This is a genomic window from Paracoccus sp. (in: a-proteobacteria) (assembly GCF_047605025.1).
GTDB lineage: Bacteria > Pseudomonadota > Alphaproteobacteria > Rhodobacterales > Rhodobacteraceae > Paracoccus.
Map to the genome: position 1 here is coordinate 79,317 of NZ_JASGGO010000012.1, position 15,938 is coordinate 95,254.

At 64.8% G+C, this 15,938-nt stretch carries 16 protein-coding genes and 1 pseudogene; all 17 read left to right on the forward strand.

Annotated features, from left to right (window positions below; genetic code table 11):
- Window position 1: 1 nt before the first annotated feature.
- Complete coding sequence (locus tag QM682_RS08980) at window positions 2-595, forward strand: TRAP transporter small permease (RefSeq protein ID WP_415128899.1); 594 nt, start codon at window positions 2-4, stop codon at window positions 593-595.
- Window positions 592-1,851, forward strand: coding sequence for a TRAP transporter large permease (locus tag QM682_RS08985; protein ID WP_415128901.1), 1,260 nt, complete (start codon window positions 592-594; stop codon window positions 1,849-1,851). The genes QM682_RS08980 and QM682_RS08985 overlap by 4 nt, the downstream gene beginning before the upstream one ends.
- Window positions 1,852-1,947: 96 nt before the next feature.
- Window positions 1,948-2,793: a transketolase gene (locus tag QM682_RS08990; protein WP_415128903.1), complete on the forward strand. Its 846-nt coding sequence runs from the start codon at window positions 1,948-1,950 to the stop codon at window positions 2,791-2,793.
- Window positions 2,794-2,803: 10 nt separating this feature from the next.
- On the forward strand, window positions 2,804-3,850 hold the full coding sequence (locus tag QM682_RS08995) for a transketolase family protein (RefSeq protein ID WP_415128905.1): 1,047 nt from the start codon (window positions 2,804-2,806) through the stop codon (window positions 3,848-3,850).
- A 36-nt stretch (window positions 3,851-3,886) separates the two neighbouring features.
- On the forward strand, window positions 3,887-4,645 hold the full coding sequence (locus QM682_RS09000) for an SDR family NAD(P)-dependent oxidoreductase (RefSeq protein ID WP_415128907.1): 759 nt from the start codon (window positions 3,887-3,889) through the stop codon (window positions 4,643-4,645).
- A 49-nt stretch (window positions 4,646-4,694) separates the two neighbouring features.
- Complete coding sequence (locus QM682_RS09005) at window positions 4,695-5,510, forward strand: sugar phosphate isomerase/epimerase family protein (RefSeq protein WP_415128909.1); 816 nt, start codon at window positions 4,695-4,697, stop codon at window positions 5,508-5,510.
- 10 nt (window positions 5,511-5,520) lie between these two features.
- Window positions 5,521-7,254, forward strand: coding sequence for a dihydroxyacetone kinase family protein (locus QM682_RS09010; protein WP_415128911.1), 1,734 nt, complete (start codon window positions 5,521-5,523; stop codon window positions 7,252-7,254).
- 93 nt (window positions 7,255-7,347) lie between these two features.
- A pseudogene (locus QM682_RS09015) lies at window positions 7,348-7,485 on the forward strand (IS5/IS1182 family transposase); the annotation flags it as partial.
- Between the two features lie 276 nt (window positions 7,486-7,761).
- Entirely contained in the window at window positions 7,762-8,547 is a 786-nt protein-coding gene (rpsB, locus tag QM682_RS09020; protein WP_415128938.1) for a 30S ribosomal protein S2, read from the forward strand.
- Window positions 8,548-8,650: 103 nt separating this feature from the next.
- Entirely contained in the window at window positions 8,651-9,562 is a 912-nt protein-coding gene (gene tsf / locus QM682_RS09025) for a translation elongation factor Ts (protein WP_415128913.1), read from the forward strand.
- Window positions 9,563-9,707: 145 nt separating this feature from the next.
- Window positions 9,708-10,292, forward strand: coding sequence for a (d)CMP kinase (locus QM682_RS09030; RefSeq protein ID WP_415128914.1), 585 nt, complete (start codon window positions 9,708-9,710; stop codon window positions 10,290-10,292).
- On the forward strand, window positions 10,289-11,332 hold the full coding sequence (locus QM682_RS09035; protein ID WP_415128916.1) for an NAD(P)H-dependent flavin oxidoreductase: 1,044 nt from the start codon (window positions 10,289-10,291) through the stop codon (window positions 11,330-11,332). Before QM682_RS09030 ends, QM682_RS09035 begins: the two co-directional genes overlap by 4 nt.
- 82 nt (window positions 11,333-11,414) lie before the next feature.
- Window positions 11,415-12,431, forward strand: coding sequence for a hypothetical protein (locus tag QM682_RS09040; RefSeq protein WP_415128940.1), 1,017 nt, complete (start codon window positions 11,415-11,417; stop codon window positions 12,429-12,431).
- A 206-nt stretch (window positions 12,432-12,637) separates the two neighbouring features.
- Window positions 12,638-14,317, forward strand: a complete 1,680-nt coding sequence (gene rpsA, locus QM682_RS09045; protein ID WP_415128918.1) for a 30S ribosomal protein S1 — start codon at window positions 12,638-12,640, stop codon at window positions 14,315-14,317.
- 215 nt (window positions 14,318-14,532) lie between these two features.
- Window positions 14,533-14,820 (forward strand): integration host factor subunit beta, encoded by a 288-nt coding sequence (gene ihfB, locus QM682_RS09050; RefSeq protein ID WP_415128920.1) that lies wholly within the window; start codon window positions 14,533-14,535, stop codon window positions 14,818-14,820.
- Between the two features lie 33 nt (window positions 14,821-14,853).
- Window positions 14,854-15,243, forward strand: a complete 390-nt coding sequence (locus QM682_RS09055) for a LapA family protein (protein WP_415128922.1) — start codon at window positions 14,854-14,856, stop codon at window positions 15,241-15,243.
- Between the two features lie 3 nt (window positions 15,244-15,246).
- Window positions 15,247-15,894, forward strand: a complete 648-nt coding sequence (locus QM682_RS09060) for a phosphoribosylanthranilate isomerase (RefSeq protein ID WP_415128924.1) — start codon at window positions 15,247-15,249, stop codon at window positions 15,892-15,894.
- Window positions 15,895-15,938 lie beyond the last annotated feature (44 nt).

The window sequence follows — 15,938 nt, forward strand, 5'->3', positions numbered from 1 at the left end:
CATGACAAGGCCGAACGATCATCAGGAAGACCCGCAGCGCGAGGTGGCCAAGGATGTTCCCCATCCACCCACATTTCTGCTGCGGCTGGCGGACGGCATGGACCGGATCATCTCTATCCTCACGCGGACGATCATGATGATTACCGGCCTTGCCCTGCTGCTGTTGCTGTTTGCAAATGTCGTTGCCCGCTATGCGGTGGGCAGCGGCCTGTCCTTTGCGCAGGAATTGCCCGAGCGGCTGTTCCCGCTGTTCATCGTCGCGGGCATCGCCCTTGGCGCGCAGCGCGGCGCGCATATGGCGGTCGAGGCGATCCCGGAACTGTTCAACCGCCGTGGCAAGCAGGCGATGCATGTGCTGGCGCAGCTTTGCGTCATTGTCAGCAACGCCGTCGTCGTCGTCGTGGCCGTGAAGGTCGCCAATATCTCGGCAATCGACCTCAGCCCGGTTCTGGGCCTGCCCGCCAGCTACAGTTATTTCGCGCTGGCCGCAGGCAGCGCGGCGGTGATCGTGGTCACGGTTGCCATCATCATCCGCCTGATCGTCATCGGCCCCGAGGCCCTGCCGGCCCCCAACCCCGAGGAGACGGGCCAATGACCCTTGCCCTTATTCTCAGCTTCACGCTGCTGATGCTGATGGCCGTTCCGGTCGGACACGCGCTGGTCCTGTCCTCTGCCTTCGCGATCTATTTCTACGGTGGGCTGCCCTTGTCCATCGTGGTGCAGCAACTCTACCAGCAGACCCAATCCTTCCCGATGCTGGCGCTGCCGTTCTTCATGCTGGCGGGCACGCTGATGCTGGGCGGCACGCTGGGTAACGAGCTTCTGGCCTTTGCATCCAAGGTGATGCAGCGATGGAAGGGCGGGCCGCTGGCGACGACGGTGGTGGCCTCGGTCGTGTTCGGCGGCGTATCGGGCTCGGCGGTGGCCAATGCCAGCGCGCTTGGATCGGTGCTGATCCCGTGGCAGAAGCGGCAGGGATATCCGTCGGCCTTGTGCGCGGCCAACAACTCGACCTCGGCTGTCATCGACATCCTGATCCCGCCGTCGATCCCGCTGATCCTCTATTCGCTGATCTCGGGCACTTCGATCGCGGATCTGTTCACGGCGGGCCTGTTGCCGGGGGTGATCCTTGCCGTGGGTCTGGTCATCGCCTGTAATTGGGTCGCCCGCAGGCGCGGCTTCACCGCCACCGACAGATCCGCGACCATGCGTGAACTGGGCCGGCTGGCGTTACTGTCCAGCCCGGCGCTGCTGCTGCCGGTGCTGATCCTGCTGGGCCTGCGCTTCGGTATCGCAACGCCCACCGAAATCGCGGTGCTGGCCGTGGTCTATGCCCTGGCGATGAGCGTGTTCTTCTATCGTGACATCACCTGGGCGCGTTTTCAGGACAACCTGATCGAGGCGGGCGTGGCCACCGGCGTCGTCATGCTGGTCATCATGGGCAGTGCGGCGGTCGGCTGGATCCTGACCTTCGATCAGGTGCCCGAGAAGTTCGGCATGTGGATCACGGCAACGGTGCAGAACCCGATCCTGATCATCCTGTCGATGAACATCCTGCTGCTGATCATCGGGATGCCGCTGGACCTGCCGCCCGCGATTCTGCTGCTTGGCCCGATCTTCGTGCCGCTGGCGGCCAGCATCGGCATGGACCCAGTGCAGCTGGGCCTGATGATGGTGCTGAACCTTGGGATCGGGCTTTATACGCCTCCCATCGGGACGACGCTGTTCATCTCGGCCTCCATCGCCAAGACCACGCTTGGGGCGACGACAAAGGAACTGTGGCCGTTCTTTCTGGTCTCGATGATCGTGCTGGCGCTGGTCAGCTATGTGCCCGCGATCACCATCTACTGACGGCCGGACCCGGTGGGGCCGCGTCCTCTATTCCACACGAACTTTCGGTATCCGTGTCCCCGTCATGGCGGGACCGTCCAGAAGGAGACTGCGATCATGAGCGGGACAACCGCGCTTCTTAACACAAGCCTGGCCCGGCGCGCGTGGGAGATTCGCCGCAAGGCCGTCCGAATGGGAGAGGTGCAGGGCCAGGGCTATGTCGGGCAGGCGCTGGGCATCGCCGATGTGCTGGCCGTGTCCTATTTCCATGCGCTGAACCACCGGCCCGACGATCCCGAATGGGAAGGCCGCGACCGCTTTCTGCTGTCTATCGGTCACTATGCCATCGCCCTTTACGCCGCGCTGATCGAGGCCGGGATCTTGCCCGAGGCCGAACTGGAAACCTATGGTACCGACGATTCACGCCTGCCAATGTCAGGCATGGCCGCTTATACGCCGGGGATGGAAATCACTGGGGGTTCGCTGGGCCAGGGGCTTGGCATCGGTGTCGGCATGGCGCTTGGCCTGCGCGCCAAGGGCAATCCGGCCTTCGTCTACAACCTGATGTCGGACGGAGAACTGGGCGAGGGGTCCACATGGGAGGCGGCAATGTCAGCCGCCCACCACCGGCTGTCGAACCTGATCTGCATCGTCGATTTCAACGACCAGCAGGCCGACGGCAAATCGACCGAGACCCTGTCGGCAGAGCCGCTGGCCGACAAATGGGCGGCCTTCGGCTGGCATGTTCAGCGCGTGGACGGCAACGATATCGGTGCGCTGGTTGCTGCCTTCGATGCCGCGCGCAACCTGGCCGAGGCGAAGCCCCGTATCGTCATCTGCGACACCGTGATGTGCAAGGGCGTGCCGTTCCTCGAAAGCCGTGAGATTACGCATTTCGTCCGCGTCGAAGCGGACGAATGGCAGAAGGCGCTGGCCGTTCTTGATGAAACAAAGCCGGAGTGAGGGAACGGGCATGACCACCGCACATCGCTATGACCCGCATCGCAAATGGGAACCCCGCACCCCGCCGGAACCGGGTGAGGGGGGACGCACCTCGGCCATGATCGCCTCGCTTGCGGCCGATGGATATGACACCGTTTCCGCCCCCTTCGGTCACGCCCTTGTCGCCGCGGCGAAGCAGGACGACCGTATCGTCGGGCTGACCGCCGACCTGTCAAAATACACCGATCTGCACGTTTTCGCGAAGGCGTTTCCCGACCGCTTCTTCCAGATGGGCATGGCTGAACAGGTGATGATTTCCGCTGCCGCCGGCATGGCGCGCGAAGGCTTCATGCCCTTCGCCACCACCTATGCCGTCTTTGCCAGCCGCCGCGCCTATGACTTCATCGCCATGGCCATTGCCGAGGAATACTTGCCGGTCAAGATCGTCTGCGCCCTGCCGGGGCTGACCACCGGATATGGTCCCAGCCATCAGGCGACCGAGGATCTGGCAATTTTCCGGGGGCTGCCTAACATGACGATCATCGACCCTTGCGATGCCATCGACGTGGCCGAGGCTGTGCCAGCTATCGCCGCGCATGAAGGGCCGGTCTATATGCGCCTGCTGCGGGGGCAGGTGCCGTTCGTCATCCGCAAGCATTGCCCGGACTACAAATTTGAACTGGGCAAGGTCAAACTGCTGCGCGACGGGACCGATGTGCTGGTCATCTCGTCGGGGTTCATGACCATGCGGGCGCTTGATGCGGCGGTCGAGATGGAGCGTGACGGCATCTCGGTCGCGGTGCTGCATTGCCCGACGATCAAGCCGCTGGATGTGCAAACCATCCTGGCCGAGGCGGCCAAGCCCGGCCGGCTGGTCGTAACGGCCGAGAACCACACCGTTATCGGCGGCCTGGGCGAGTCCGTCGCCGGTGCCCTGCTGACTAATGGCGTCGCGCCCGCCTTCCGCATGATCGGCCTGCCGGACCAGTTTCTTGACGCTGGCGCGCTGCCTACCTTGCACGACCGTTACGGCATCTCGACGGCGGCCATAGCCCGCCAGATCCGCGGCTGGCTGTGATTGCTTCGCTTATCCATTTCCCACAGGAGAACCATCATGGGAACCGCACTTCTTGAGGGCAAACTCGCCGTCATCACCGGGGCTGCGTCGAAGCGGGGCCTTGGCCTTGCGACCGCGCGCCTGTTCGCGCAGCACGGCGCGACCATAGCCATCCTCGATCTGGACCTGACCGCCGCGCAGGAGGCCGCTGCCGAACTGGGTGAACCCCATGTCGGGCTGGCCTGTAACGTCACCGATCAAGGCAGCGTCAAGGCCGCCTTTGACGCGCTGATCGCGACATGGGGCCGCATCGACGTTCTGGTGAACAATGCCGGCATCACGCAGCCGCTGAAGATCATGGAGATTGGCCCGAAGAACTATGAGGATGTGCTGGATGTGAACCTTCGCGGCACGCTGTATTGTAGCCAGGCGGTGATCCCGCATATGCGTGGAAACAAATCGGGCAAGATCGTCAACATGTCGTCCGTATCCGCGCAGCGCGGCGGCGGCATTTTCGGCGGCCCGCATTATTCGGCGGCCAAGGCCGGTGTCCTGGGGCTGACCAAGGCGATGGCCCGCGAACTGGCCCCCGACAACGTGCGCGTCAACGCGATCTGCCCCGGCTTCATCGCCACCGACATCACTGCGGGCAAGCTGACCGACGATATGCGTGCCAGCATCAATGCCGGTATTCCGATGGGTCGCCCCGGCACAGCCGAAGAGGTTGCGGGCTGCGCGCTGTTCCTGGCGTCTGACCTCTCGTCCTATGTTACTGGGTCTGAGGTCGACGTGAACGGCGGCTCGCTGATCCACTGACCTGTCCGGCGGCGCCCGCGCGGCGCCGCTTTTTCCGGGAGGGAACGACATGAAGCTCGGCCTTGGCAGCTATGCCTTTCGCTGGTCCATCGGGATCAAGGACAAACAGCCTTCCCGCCCGATGACGGCGATTGAGGTGCTGGACATCGCTCACGACCACGGCCTGTCGGTGGTGCAATATGCCGATAATTTGCCGCTGGACCGATTGACGGTTGACGAACACCTGGCGCTGAAAGCGCGTGCCGACGATTACGGTATGGCGCTGGAGCTTGGCACGCAGGGTTTCAATGCCGAGGAACTGGCCCGCTATATCCCCATCGGTGAACGCATTGGATCGAACATCCTGCGCGTTGCGCTGGATGCGGACGACGCGCTGATCCCGGTGCCGGAACTGGCCGCGCAGTTGCGCGGGCTTCTGCCCGACGGCAAGCGTGCCGGGTTGCGTTTCGCCATCGAGAACCACTTCAATTATCCTTCGCCCCGCATGGTGGAATTGCTGGACGCGGTGGCTGATGATTCGCTGGGCGTCTGTCTGGATGTCGCGAACTCGATCTGCGCGGGGGAATGGCCGATGGCCACGGTCAGGATGCTGGCGCCCTACACGATCAACCTGCATTTCAAGGATTACCAGATCACGCCCGATCCTTATGGCGTGGGCTTCCGCATCCATGGAACGCCGTTGGGCGAGGGGCGGGCCGAACTGGCCGAGGTTCTGGACTGCCTGTCCCATTGCCCGCCTGAGATGAGCGTCATTCTGGAGCACTGGTTGCCTCATTCCGAGGATATGGAGGCGACGCGTGCCCAAGAGCATGTCTGGCTGGACCGCACCGTAGCAGCCGCAAGACGGCTGGTGCCGCAGGGCTGAGGAGGAAACGATGACCAAGATCCATGACGCGCCTGAAACCTTTGCCCGGCAGGCACTGGCCGGCTTTTGTGCCGCCTATCCCCGCCATGTAATGCCCGTTGCGAACGGAGCAATCCGCACCGTGAGCCCGCCGAAGGCCAAGGTCGCGCTGGTTGTCGGCGGCGGCTCGGGCCACTATCCGGCTTTTCTGGGCTATGTCGGCTACGGCTTGGCTGATGCGGCGGTGGCGGGCGATGTCTTTGCCTCGCCCTCGACCAATGCGGTTGCGGCGGTGGCGCGGCAAGCTCATTCCGGGGCAGGGGTGATCCTCGGTTTCGGAAACTATGCTGGCGATGTGCTGAACTTCACTGCGGCGGCACAGCGGCTGCGGGACGAAGGGATCGACGCCCGGCTTCTGGCGGTGACCGACGACGTGGCAAGCGCAAGCCTGGCCGAGCGTCACAAGCGGCGCGGCGTGGCGGGTGACGTGCCGGTCTTCAAGGTGGCGGGCGCGGCAGCCGAGGAGGGGTTGGACCTCGATGCGGTCCATGAGCTGGCCTTGCGCGCGAATGCGGTTACGGTCTCTTTCGGCGTGGCCTTCCAGGGCTGCACCTTGCCCGGCAAGTCCGAGCCGCTGTTTTCGGTTGACAGGGGTAAGATGGCGCTTGGCCTTGGCATCCACGGCGAGCCGGGTATCAGCACCCGCGAGATGATCTCTGCCGCCGATCTTGCGGGTCTGCTGTTGCAGCCGCTGCTGGCGGAGTGTCCGGCAGGCCATTCCGGTCGCGTGGCGGTGCTGCTGAACGGGCTGGGCACGACGAAATACGAAGAGCTGTTCGTGCTGTGGCACCATCTGACGGCGCTGTTCGATGCCGAGGGGCTGGTCCCGGTCGCGCCCGAGGTCGGTGAGTTCGTCACCAGTCTGGACATGGCGGGATGCTCGCTGTCGCTGATGTGGCTGGATGAGGATCTGGAGCGGTTGTGGTGCGCTGCCGCCGATGCGCCGGCCTTTCGGCGCGGCGATGTCACCCATCCTGAAGGCGGGTATGCCGTCGGTCGTCCGGTTTCGGCCACGGTTTCGGCCGCGATTCCGCAGGGCAGCGACGCTTCGCGGCGAGCAGGAGAATGTATTGCCGGGTTGCTGGAGGGGCTTGCGGCGGCACTGGCCGAGGCGGAAGAGGAACTGGGGGCCATCGACGCCCGTGCGGGCGACGGCGATCACGGGCAGGGCATGGCGCGCGGCTCTCGCGCGGCGGCTGATGTTGCTGCCATGACATCGGACGCCGGGGCGGGTGCCGCCACGCTGCTTGCGATGGCGGGCGATGCCTGGGTCGACCGCGCTGGTGGAACCTCGGGCGCGCTGTGGGGGGCCGCGCTACGCGCATGGGGCAAGGTGTTGACCGATACCGAGGCATTGTCGTCCGACAGGGTTGCGCGCGGAGCACGAGCGGCGCTTGATGCGATAACTGGCATGGGCGGCGCCAAAGTCGGCGACAAGACACTGGTCGATGCCCTTGTTCCCTTCGTCGAAGCTTTGGAGAACGGGGTCGCTGCCGGTCTGGAACTGGCTGCTGCCTGGGCATCGGCTGCACAAGCAGCCGACGCCGCGGCTGTCGCCACTGCCAGCCTTACGCCTCGTCTCGGCCGCGCACGTCCGCTGGCAGAGCAAAGCATCGGCCATCCGGATGCCGGCGCCATCTCACTGGCGCTTTGCGCGCGCGTGGCTGCCGGGCATCTAGCATGGAAACGGCAGCCGGCAGGGTAAATGGCCCAGTAGCTTCGGCATCAATGGGCGTTGTTGCGAAACCTTTGGCGCAAGGGGATTTCCAATATGATTCCATGTGGTTAACAGGGTGCCATGCCGAATCCCGCACCAGCGCGTTACCGCAGGGAGAACTGGAAATCCTACAACGATGGGGTGAAGCGGCGGGGATCTCTATTGATCTGGCTGGACAAGGAGATGGCGTGGTTGGCTCCAAAGGCCGGCCGCTGGGGAATGGCTCTCGCGCAAGCGTGGGACGCAGCGTCGGACCGGATCCGCGATCCTCGCGATCCTGTCGAGTTCCCGGTCCGTCCGCACCAGCCCGTGCTTCATCCCTCATCCCATACCGGCGCGGAGCCTGCGGCGGGCTCTTGCAATCCGCTGCGATTGGGCCTATGTCGCGCGGACTTCACAGGCGGGGGCGGGCCTTCGGAGGGAGACATCCTCCGACGGTCCACCGGTTGGGGCTTTGGCCCTGAAACCCCCGCCAAGGCGCAAACCGGAAAGGACATGGATATGGCGCTTCCCGAATTTTCGATGCGTCAGCTTCTTGAAGCTGGCGTTCACTATGGTCACCAGACGCAACGCTGGAACCCCCGCATGGCCGAGTTCATCTATGGTGAACGCAACGGCATCCACATTCTGGACCTGACCCAGACCGTCCCGATGCTGGACGCGGCGCTTCAGGTCATCCGCGACACCGTTGCCAGGGGCGGTCGCGTCCTGTTCGTCGGCACCAAGCGCCAGGCCCAGAAGGCCGTCGCCGAAGCCGCCGAGAAATCGGCCCAATACTATATGAACCACCGTTGGCTGGGCGGCACGCTGACCAACTGGAAGACCGTCTCGCAGTCGATCCAGCGCCTGAAAGCCATCGACGAGACCATGGCGGGCGGCGCCGAGGGCCTGACCAAGAAAGAGCGTCTTCAGATGGAGCGCGAGCAGGCCAAGCTGCAAGCCTCGCTGGGCGGTATCCGCGAGATGGGCGGCCTGCCGGATCTGCTGTTCGTCATCGACGTGAACAAGGAAGACCTGGCTATCCTGGAAGCCAAGAAACTGGGCATCCCGGTCGTTGCCGTGGTCGATACCAACTGCTCGCCCAAGGGCGTGGACTATATCATTCCGGGCAATGACGACGCCGCCCGCGCCATCGCGCTGTATTGCGACCTGGCTTCGCGCGCCGCTCTGGACGGGATGACCGCGCAGATGGGCGCCGCCGGCGTGGATCTGGGTGCGCTGGAAGCCTCGGTTCATGAAGAGCTGGCCGGCGAGACCGCAGAAGAGCCCGCGGAAGCCTGATCGCCCGCGCCCGATTGCGGGCGCGGCTTGGGCATTGCCAGGCAATATTTCATCAGGCGGGGATCAGCCCCGCCTGACGCATTGAAAAGCAAGGAGACATCGGATGGCTATCACCGCTGCGATGGTGAAGGAACTGCGCGAGACGACCGGCGCGGGCATGATGGACGCCAAGAAGGCGCTGACCGAGACCGAGGGCGACATGGAAGCCGCCATCGACTGGCTGCGCACCAAGGGCCTGGCGAAAGCCGCCAAGAAGGCCGACCGCGTTGCCGCCGAGGGTCTGATCGGCGTGCAGGTGGTCGATGGCCGCGGTGTCGCCGTCGAGATCAATTCGGAAACCGATTTCGTCGCCAAGAACGCCGACTTCCAGGCTCTGGTGCGTGAGATCACCAATGTCGCGCTGGAAACCGCGCAGGATGTCGAGGTGCTGCGCGCCACGCATCTGAACGGCAAGCCCGTCTCGGAAGTCGTCACCGACGCCATCGCCCGCATCGGCGAGAACCTGACCCTGCGCCGCCTGCACGTTCTGGAAGGCGACAATGTGGTCTCTTATGTCCATAACGCCGCGACCGAAGGCATGGGCAAGATCGGCGTGCTGGTCGCGCTGAAGGGCGATGCCGCCAAGGCGCAGGAAATCGGCAAGCAATTCGCGATGCATATCGCCGCGACCAATCCGGTCTCGCTCTCGGAAGCGACGCTGGACCCGGCGCTGCTTGCGCGCGAGCTGGAAGTCCAGACCGCCAAGGCCCTGGAAGAGAACGCCGCTTCGACGAAACCCAAGCCCGAGGCCGTGATCCAGAACAACATCATTCCGGGCCGGATGAGGAAATTCGTCGCCGAGAACACGCTGCTGGGTCAGCCCTTCGTGATCAACCCCGACCAGACGGTCGATGAGGCCGCGAAATCGGCCGGCGTCGAAATCACCGGCTATGCCCGCGTGATGGTCGGCGAAGGTATCGAGAAAAAGGAAGAGGATTTCGCGGCCGAAGTGGCCAAGACCCTCGGCAAGGCCTGATTCCTGACGACTGCTTGCATCGGCGGACGCCGGCCTTTGGGGCCGGCGTCTTTCGTTTCAGGGTCTTCGTTCCAGGATCTTGGGCGCTGGACCCCGCTTTCCTGATCGGGCATTGATGTGGCGAATTTTCCAAGCGGGATGATCCATGCCCTTCACCATCGCCATCGACGGCCCCGCCGCAGCCGGAAAGGGCACCATCGCCCGCGCCCTGGCCCAGCATTTCGGTTTCGCGCATCTGGATACCGGGCTTCTTTATAGGGCCGTGGGTATGTTGGGCGGCGATCCCGTGACCGCCGCGCGCGGGTTGACCGCCCAGGATCTTGCCCGCGACGGGCTGCGTAGCGCCGAAGCCGGGCAGGCCGCCAGCCGTGTCGCCGCCATCCCCGAGGTGCGCGCGGCGCTGGTCGAGTTTCAACGCGGTTTCGCGCGCCGCGAGCCGGGCGCCGTTCTGGACGGGCGCGACATCGGCACGGTGATCTGCCCCGGTGCCGAACTGAAGCTTTACGTCACCGCCAGCGATCAGGTCCGCGCCCGCCGCAGGGCGCTGGAACTGGGCGCGGACGAGGCCCATATCCTGGCCGAACTGCGCGAGCGCGACGCCCGCGACGCGGCCCGCGACGTGGCGCCGATGCGTCCGGCCGAGGACGCGCTGCGGCTTGACACCAGCGACATGGATATCGGCGAGGCCGTGGCCCGCGCCATTGAGGCGGCAAAAAGAGCCGGGGCGTGAGTCTGCTTCGGGATCTGCGCATCCCGGTCCTGCAAGCGCCGATGGCCGGTATCGCGACCCCCGCGCTTGCGGCCGAGGTCAGCCGGGCGGGCGCGCTTGGCGGCATGGGTCTTGCCACCGTTCCGCCCGTTCGGGCGGCGGCGATGATGGCCGAGGCGCAGCAGCGGATCGGCGGCAACCGCTTTCACGTCAACCTGTTCTGCCACCGCGCCGCGACCCCCGATCCGGCCCGAGAGGCTGGCTGGCTGGATTACCTCGCGCCTGAATTCCGCCGTGCCGGGGCCAGCCCGCCCGCCGCGCTGCGCGAGATTTTCGCAAGCTTTCTTGCCGGCGACGAGATGCTTGCCGCGCTGCTTGCCGCGCGCCCGGCCATGATCAGCTTTCACTTCGGCCTGCCCAGGCGCGATCAGATCGCGGCGCTGCGCGAAACGGGCGCACTGCTTGCCTGCTCGGCCACCTCGCCGGCCGAGGGGCGGGCCATCCGAGAGGCGGGGCTGGACGCGATCATTGCGCAGGGCCATGAGGCCGGCGGCCATCGCGGCATCTTTGAGCCGGACGGGCCGGATGAGCGGCTTTCGACGGCGGACCTTTTCGCGGCGCTGAAGCAACTGGACCTGCCGCTGATCGCGGCGGGCGGTATCATGGACGGGCGCGATGCGGCGCGCTTCCTGGATGCGGGCGCGGTCGCGGTGCAGATGGGCACCGCCTTTGTCGCCTGCCCGGAATCAGCGGCGGATGCCGCCTATCGCGCCCGGCTGGGGCAGGTGAGGCAAAAGACGGTGATGACGCGGGCGATCTCGGGCCGGCCAGCCCGAGGCTTTGCCAACCGGCTGACCGCATTAGGGGCCAGCGCGGATGCGCCACGCCTGCCGGATTATCCGATCGCTTATGACGCCGGAAAGGCGCTGGCCGCCGCCGGGGGCGCCGATTACGCGGCGCATTGGGCTGGCGCGCATGCCGCCCGTGCCCGCGCCATGCCGGCCGCCGATCTGGTCGCCACGCTGGGTCGTGAAATAGCCATGGCCAGGAAAACGGCCTGAAATCAAGGCTGGATTCTGGTCAGGCTGCCGGTGGCCCATCCGCCGGGATCGTATCCGTTGGGTGATCGCATCCTTGCTTGCCATGGATCGGCCTGCTAGGCATTTTTTTCCATGTGGGCTTTCGGGGAATGCCTTGCCTGCTGCTGTAGTGTTCCATCTTCCACCCAAATGGGTGGCCCACTATCGTGGACAAAAACACTTGGCCTTATACACGCGGCTTGAGGATGTGCTTGCCGCGCGTGGCGGCAGGGTCCGGGTCGTCCCGCACAGGCACGATCAGCCGATTCCACCGGACCATGATCTGCACCTCGTCGAGAATGGCTTTTCCTGCGGGCCGGGGGTGCTGAATGCGACCCTAGCCTATATCGCGCCTTATTGGCATGTCGATCCGCAGGGGGTTCTTGCTAATAGCAGCATCGGCGCGCGCGACTTTGATCAACGAAGGATCGCCATCGCCGGGGCGATGACATTCTTTCGTCAGATGAATGCCCGGCTGGTGGTGCCGCGCCGCTCTCGTTATGGTCAGTCGCCCGAGGTCGAGGATATCCCGTCGGATGCGATTGCCGTGTTTCTTCAGGGGACATTTCCGCATCGGCGCGGCGCTGCGATTTGCTCGACGGTCGAGATGCTGAGGGCCGTCGCCCGTGGCGCGGGGGGGCGGCCAGTATTGGTCAAGCCCCATCCACATCCCGAAGCGCGACGCAGCGACGTGAGAGACATCCTGACCGCGCAGGAGGAAGGCTGTGCGCTGATCCCTACGAATGCCAATATCCACGATATTCTGGCGCGTTGCGTGGCGACGGTTTCCTTTAACTCGGCCGTCGCTCTAGAGGGGTTTCTGCATCGCAAGCCCGCCATCCTGTTCGGGTCGTCGGATTTCCATCACTGGTCCGATCCCGTGGCCGACCCGGCGGAGTTCCCGCAAGTCCTGGCCCGCGCGCTGACCAGGCGGTCCGGCTATGCCCAGTTCCTGCACTGGTATTTCAACATGAACTGCGTGAACATCGACGCGCCGGGCTTTGCCGACCGGATACTGGGCATCTTTGCCGCTATGGGCTTCGATGCGGCCCGCCTTGGCTTGGCAGGACCGGATGGCTAAGGCCAGGCGGGCTTGAAACCCTTGCCAGGACGGCCATTCGCCGCTATATCGCCGGCGACGGAATGAACGATGGGGCCAGAACAGGCCGCTTGACGAACAGGGTCGGGCGCAAGCCGCGACCCTTTGCGCTTATTCCGGGTGACTACAAAAAGACCGGCGGAGCCAACCGCAAGGCCAGAAAACCGTGCAAAGGAAACTGTATATATATGTGCGCTAAAGCGACCATGGAGGAGTTCGAGGCCCTCCTGAACGAAAGCCTCGAAATCGACACCCCGGACGAAGGTTCGGTCGTCAAGGGCAAGGTCATCGCCATCGAGGCGGGCCAGGCCATCATCGATGTCGGCTACAAGATGGAAGGCCGCGTCGATCTGAAAGAATTCGCAAATCCTGGCGAGGCCCCGAATATCGCCGTCGGCGATGAGGTCGAGGTCTATCTGGACCGCGTCGAGAACGCCCGTGGCGAAGCCAGCATCTCGCGCGAGAAAGCCCGCCGCGAGGAAGCCTGGGACCGCCTTGAGAAAGCCTATGCCGCCGAAGAGCGCGTCGAAGGCGCCATCTTTGGTCGCGTCAAGGGCGGCTTCACCGTCGATCTGGGCGGTGCCGTGGCCTTCCTGCCCGGCAGCCAGGTCGACGTGCGCCCCGTGCGCGATGCCGGCCCGCTGATGGGTCTGAAACAGCCGTTCCAGATCCTGAAGATGGACCGCCGCCGCGGCAATATCGTCGTGTCGCGCCGCGCCATCCTGGAAGAGTCCCGCGCCGAACAGCGCGCCGAGGTCATCGCCAACCTGACCGAAGGCCAGGCCGTCGAGGGTGTGGTCAAGAACATCACCGAATACGGCGCCTTCGTCGATCTGGGCGGTGTTGACGGCCTGCTGCACGTCACCGACATGGCCTGGCGCCGCGTCAACCACCCGTCCGAGATCCTGTCGATCGGCGAGAGCGTCAAGGTCCAGGTCGTCAAGATCAACAAGGACACCCATCGCATCAGCCTGGGCATGAAGCAGCTTCAGGCCGATCCGTGGGATACGGTGGCCTCGAAGTTCCCGATCGGCTCGGTCCATGCCGGCCGCGTGACCAACATCACCGATTACGGCGCCTTCGTGGAGCTGGAAGCCGGCGTCGAGGGTCTGGTCCACGTCTCGGAAATGAGCTGGACCAAGAAGAACGTCCACCCCGGCAAGATCGTCTCGACCTCGCAGGAAGTCGACGTGATGGTGCTGGAGATCGACGAAGCCAAGCGCCGCGTGTCGCTGGGTCTGAAGCAGACCATGCGCAACCCGTGGGAAGTCTTCGCCGAGACCCATCCGGTCGGCACCGTCATCGAGGGCGAGGTCAAGAACATCACCGAATTCGGTCTGTTCGTCGGCCTGGAAGGCGATATCGATGGCATGGTCCATCTGTCGGACATCTCGTGGGATGCCCGTGGCGAGGATGCGATCCAGGACTTCCGCAAGGGCGACATGGTGAAAGCCGTGGTCCAAGAGGTCGACGTGGATAAAGAGCGTATCTCGCTGTCGATCAAGGCGCTGGAAAACGACGCGATGGCGGAAGCCGTCGAAGGCGTGAAGCGCGGTTCCGTCATCACCGTCGCGGTCACCGCGATCGAGGATGGCGGCATCGAGGTCGAATACAACGGCATGAAATCCTTCATCCGCCGTTCCGACCTGGCCCGCGACCGTCAGGACCAGCGCCCCGAGCGCTTCCAGGTCGGCGACAATGTCGATGTGCGCGTGACCAATATCGACACCAAGACCCGCCGTCTGGGCCTGTCGATCAAGGCGCGCGAGATCGCCGAAGAGCGTGAAGCCGTCGAGCAGTTCGGTTCGTCCGACTCGGGCGCCTCGCTGGGCGACATCCTGGGCGCCGCGCTGAAAAGCAAGGTCTGATCCCGGCCCACAATCTCCGCGCCTCCGGCCTTTTGGCCGGGGGCGTTTCCATTTTCGGCACCGCTGCCTGCGGAAACATGCCGATCCGGGCCGCTTTCTTAAAAATATGGCAACTAATTCAGCTACAAACGCGTTCTTGCATTGAAACATGCCCGGTCTGAATTAAGATCAGCCAAGCATGTGCAAGATGGAACGTGCCAAATCCGGGAATCGACATGATCCGATCCGAACTCATCCAAAAGATCTCAGAAGAAAACCCGCACCTCTTTCAACGCGATGTCGAGCGGATCGTGAACACCGTGTTCGAAGAGGTCATCGACGCCATGGCGCGGGGCGACCGGGTCGAGCTGCGCGGCTTCGGGGCTTTCTCGGTCAAGAAGCGCGATGCCCGTCAGGGCCGCAACCCGCGCACGGGCGAATCCGTCAGCGTTGACGAAAAGCATGTCCCGTTCTTCAAGACCGGCAAATTGCTGCGCGAGCGGTTGAACGGCGAAGACGAATAGTCCAGATTGTCGCCCAGGTTCTAAGGGGTTCCCATGCGCGCGATCCGGTATCTTCTCATCGCTATTCTTGCCGTCGTCCTGATTCTGGTCGCGACCGCGAACAGGGGGCCGATCAGCCTCAACCTGATGCCCGATGCGCTGGCCGAATTCGCGGGCGGCCAGATCTCGATCACGCTGCCGGCCTTCCTGGCGCTGTTCCTGGCCATGGCGTTCGGCCTGGTCGCGGGCCTTGTCTGGGAATGGCTGCGCGAGGCAGGCCAGCGCGCCGAATCCAACAACCGCGCGCGTGAGCTTGCCCGGCTGGAGCGCGAGGTCGGCGGCCTGCGCCAGACCCATGCCGCGCCCGGCGACGATGTGCTGGCCATCCTGGACGAATCCGCCGCGCGCAAGACGCCGGCCCGTCCCGGCCTGCCCTCGCGCTAGACGATGCCCGTCTCGGTCAAGATCTGCGGGCTCAACTCGCCCGAATCCGTTGCGGCGGCGGTGGATGCCGGCGCCCGCTATCTGGGCTTCGTGTTCTTTCCGAAATCTCCGCGCCATGTGACGGCGGGGCAGGCCGCCGCCCTGGCCGCGCGGGTGCCGATGGGCGTGGCGCGGGTCGGCCTGTTCGTCGATCCCGACGACCGGCTTCTTGAGGCGACGCTTGCCACCGCGCCTCTGGACGTGATCCAGCTTCACGGCCATGAAACGCCCGAGCGGGTTCGCCAGGTCAAGGCCCTGACTGGCCTGCCGGTGATGAAGGCGGTCGGCCTGGCCGAGCCGCGCGATCTGGACGCGCTTTGGGATTACGGCCTGGTCGCCGACATGCTGCTGATCGATGCCAAGGCACCGAAGGACGCGGCGCTGCCGGGGGGCAACGGGCTGGCCTTCGACTGGCGCCTGCTGGCCGGCCGACAGATCCTGAAGCCCTGGCTGCTGGCCGGGGGGCTGACACCGGAAAATGTCGGTCAGGCCCTGCGGCTGACCCGTGCGCAGGGCGTCGATGTGTCCTCGGGCGTGGAAAGCGCGCCGGGGGTCAAGGATCCGGCCCGCATCCGCGATTTCATCGCCCGCGCCACCGCCCCGATCCTGTGATCTGCGCCCCGCCAGGCGCGATGCGGCGTTCTTGCGCAAGGGCA

Coding starts and splice junctions, on each gene's coding strand:
- QM682_RS08980 (WP_415128899.1), top strand. CDS start 2: ATGACAAGGCCGAACGATCATCAGGAAGACCCGCAGCGCGAGGTGGCC.
- QM682_RS08985 (WP_415128901.1), top strand. CDS start 592: ATGACCCTTGCCCTTATTCTCAGCTTCACGCTGCTGATGCTGATGGCC.
- QM682_RS08990 (WP_415128903.1), top strand. CDS start 1,948: ATGAGCGGGACAACCGCGCTTCTTAACACAAGCCTGGCCCGGCGCGCG.
- QM682_RS08995 (WP_415128905.1), top strand. CDS start 2,804: ATGACCACCGCACATCGCTATGACCCGCATCGCAAATGGGAACCCCGC.
- QM682_RS09000 (WP_415128907.1), top strand. CDS start 3,887: ATGGGAACCGCACTTCTTGAGGGCAAACTCGCCGTCATCACCGGGGCT.
- QM682_RS09005 (WP_415128909.1), top strand. CDS start 4,695: ATGAAGCTCGGCCTTGGCAGCTATGCCTTTCGCTGGTCCATCGGGATC.
- QM682_RS09010 (WP_415128911.1), top strand. CDS start 5,521: ATGACCAAGATCCATGACGCGCCTGAAACCTTTGCCCGGCAGGCACTG.
- rpsB (WP_415128938.1), top strand. CDS start 7,762: ATGGATATGGCGCTTCCCGAATTTTCGATGCGTCAGCTTCTTGAAGCT.
- tsf (WP_415128913.1), top strand. CDS start 8,651: ATGGCTATCACCGCTGCGATGGTGAAGGAACTGCGCGAGACGACCGGC.
- QM682_RS09030 (WP_415128914.1), top strand. CDS start 9,708: ATGCCCTTCACCATCGCCATCGACGGCCCCGCCGCAGCCGGAAAGGGC.
- QM682_RS09040 (WP_415128940.1), top strand. CDS start 11,415: ATGGATCGGCCTGCTAGGCATTTTTTTCCATGTGGGCTTTCGGGGAAT.
- rpsA (WP_415128918.1), top strand. CDS start 12,638: ATGTGCGCTAAAGCGACCATGGAGGAGTTCGAGGCCCTCCTGAACGAA.
- ihfB (WP_415128920.1), top strand. CDS start 14,533: ATGATCCGATCCGAACTCATCCAAAAGATCTCAGAAGAAAACCCGCAC.
- QM682_RS09055 (WP_415128922.1), top strand. CDS start 14,854: ATGCGCGCGATCCGGTATCTTCTCATCGCTATTCTTGCCGTCGTCCTG.
- QM682_RS09060 (WP_415128924.1), top strand. CDS start 15,247: ATGCCCGTCTCGGTCAAGATCTGCGGGCTCAACTCGCCCGAATCCGTT.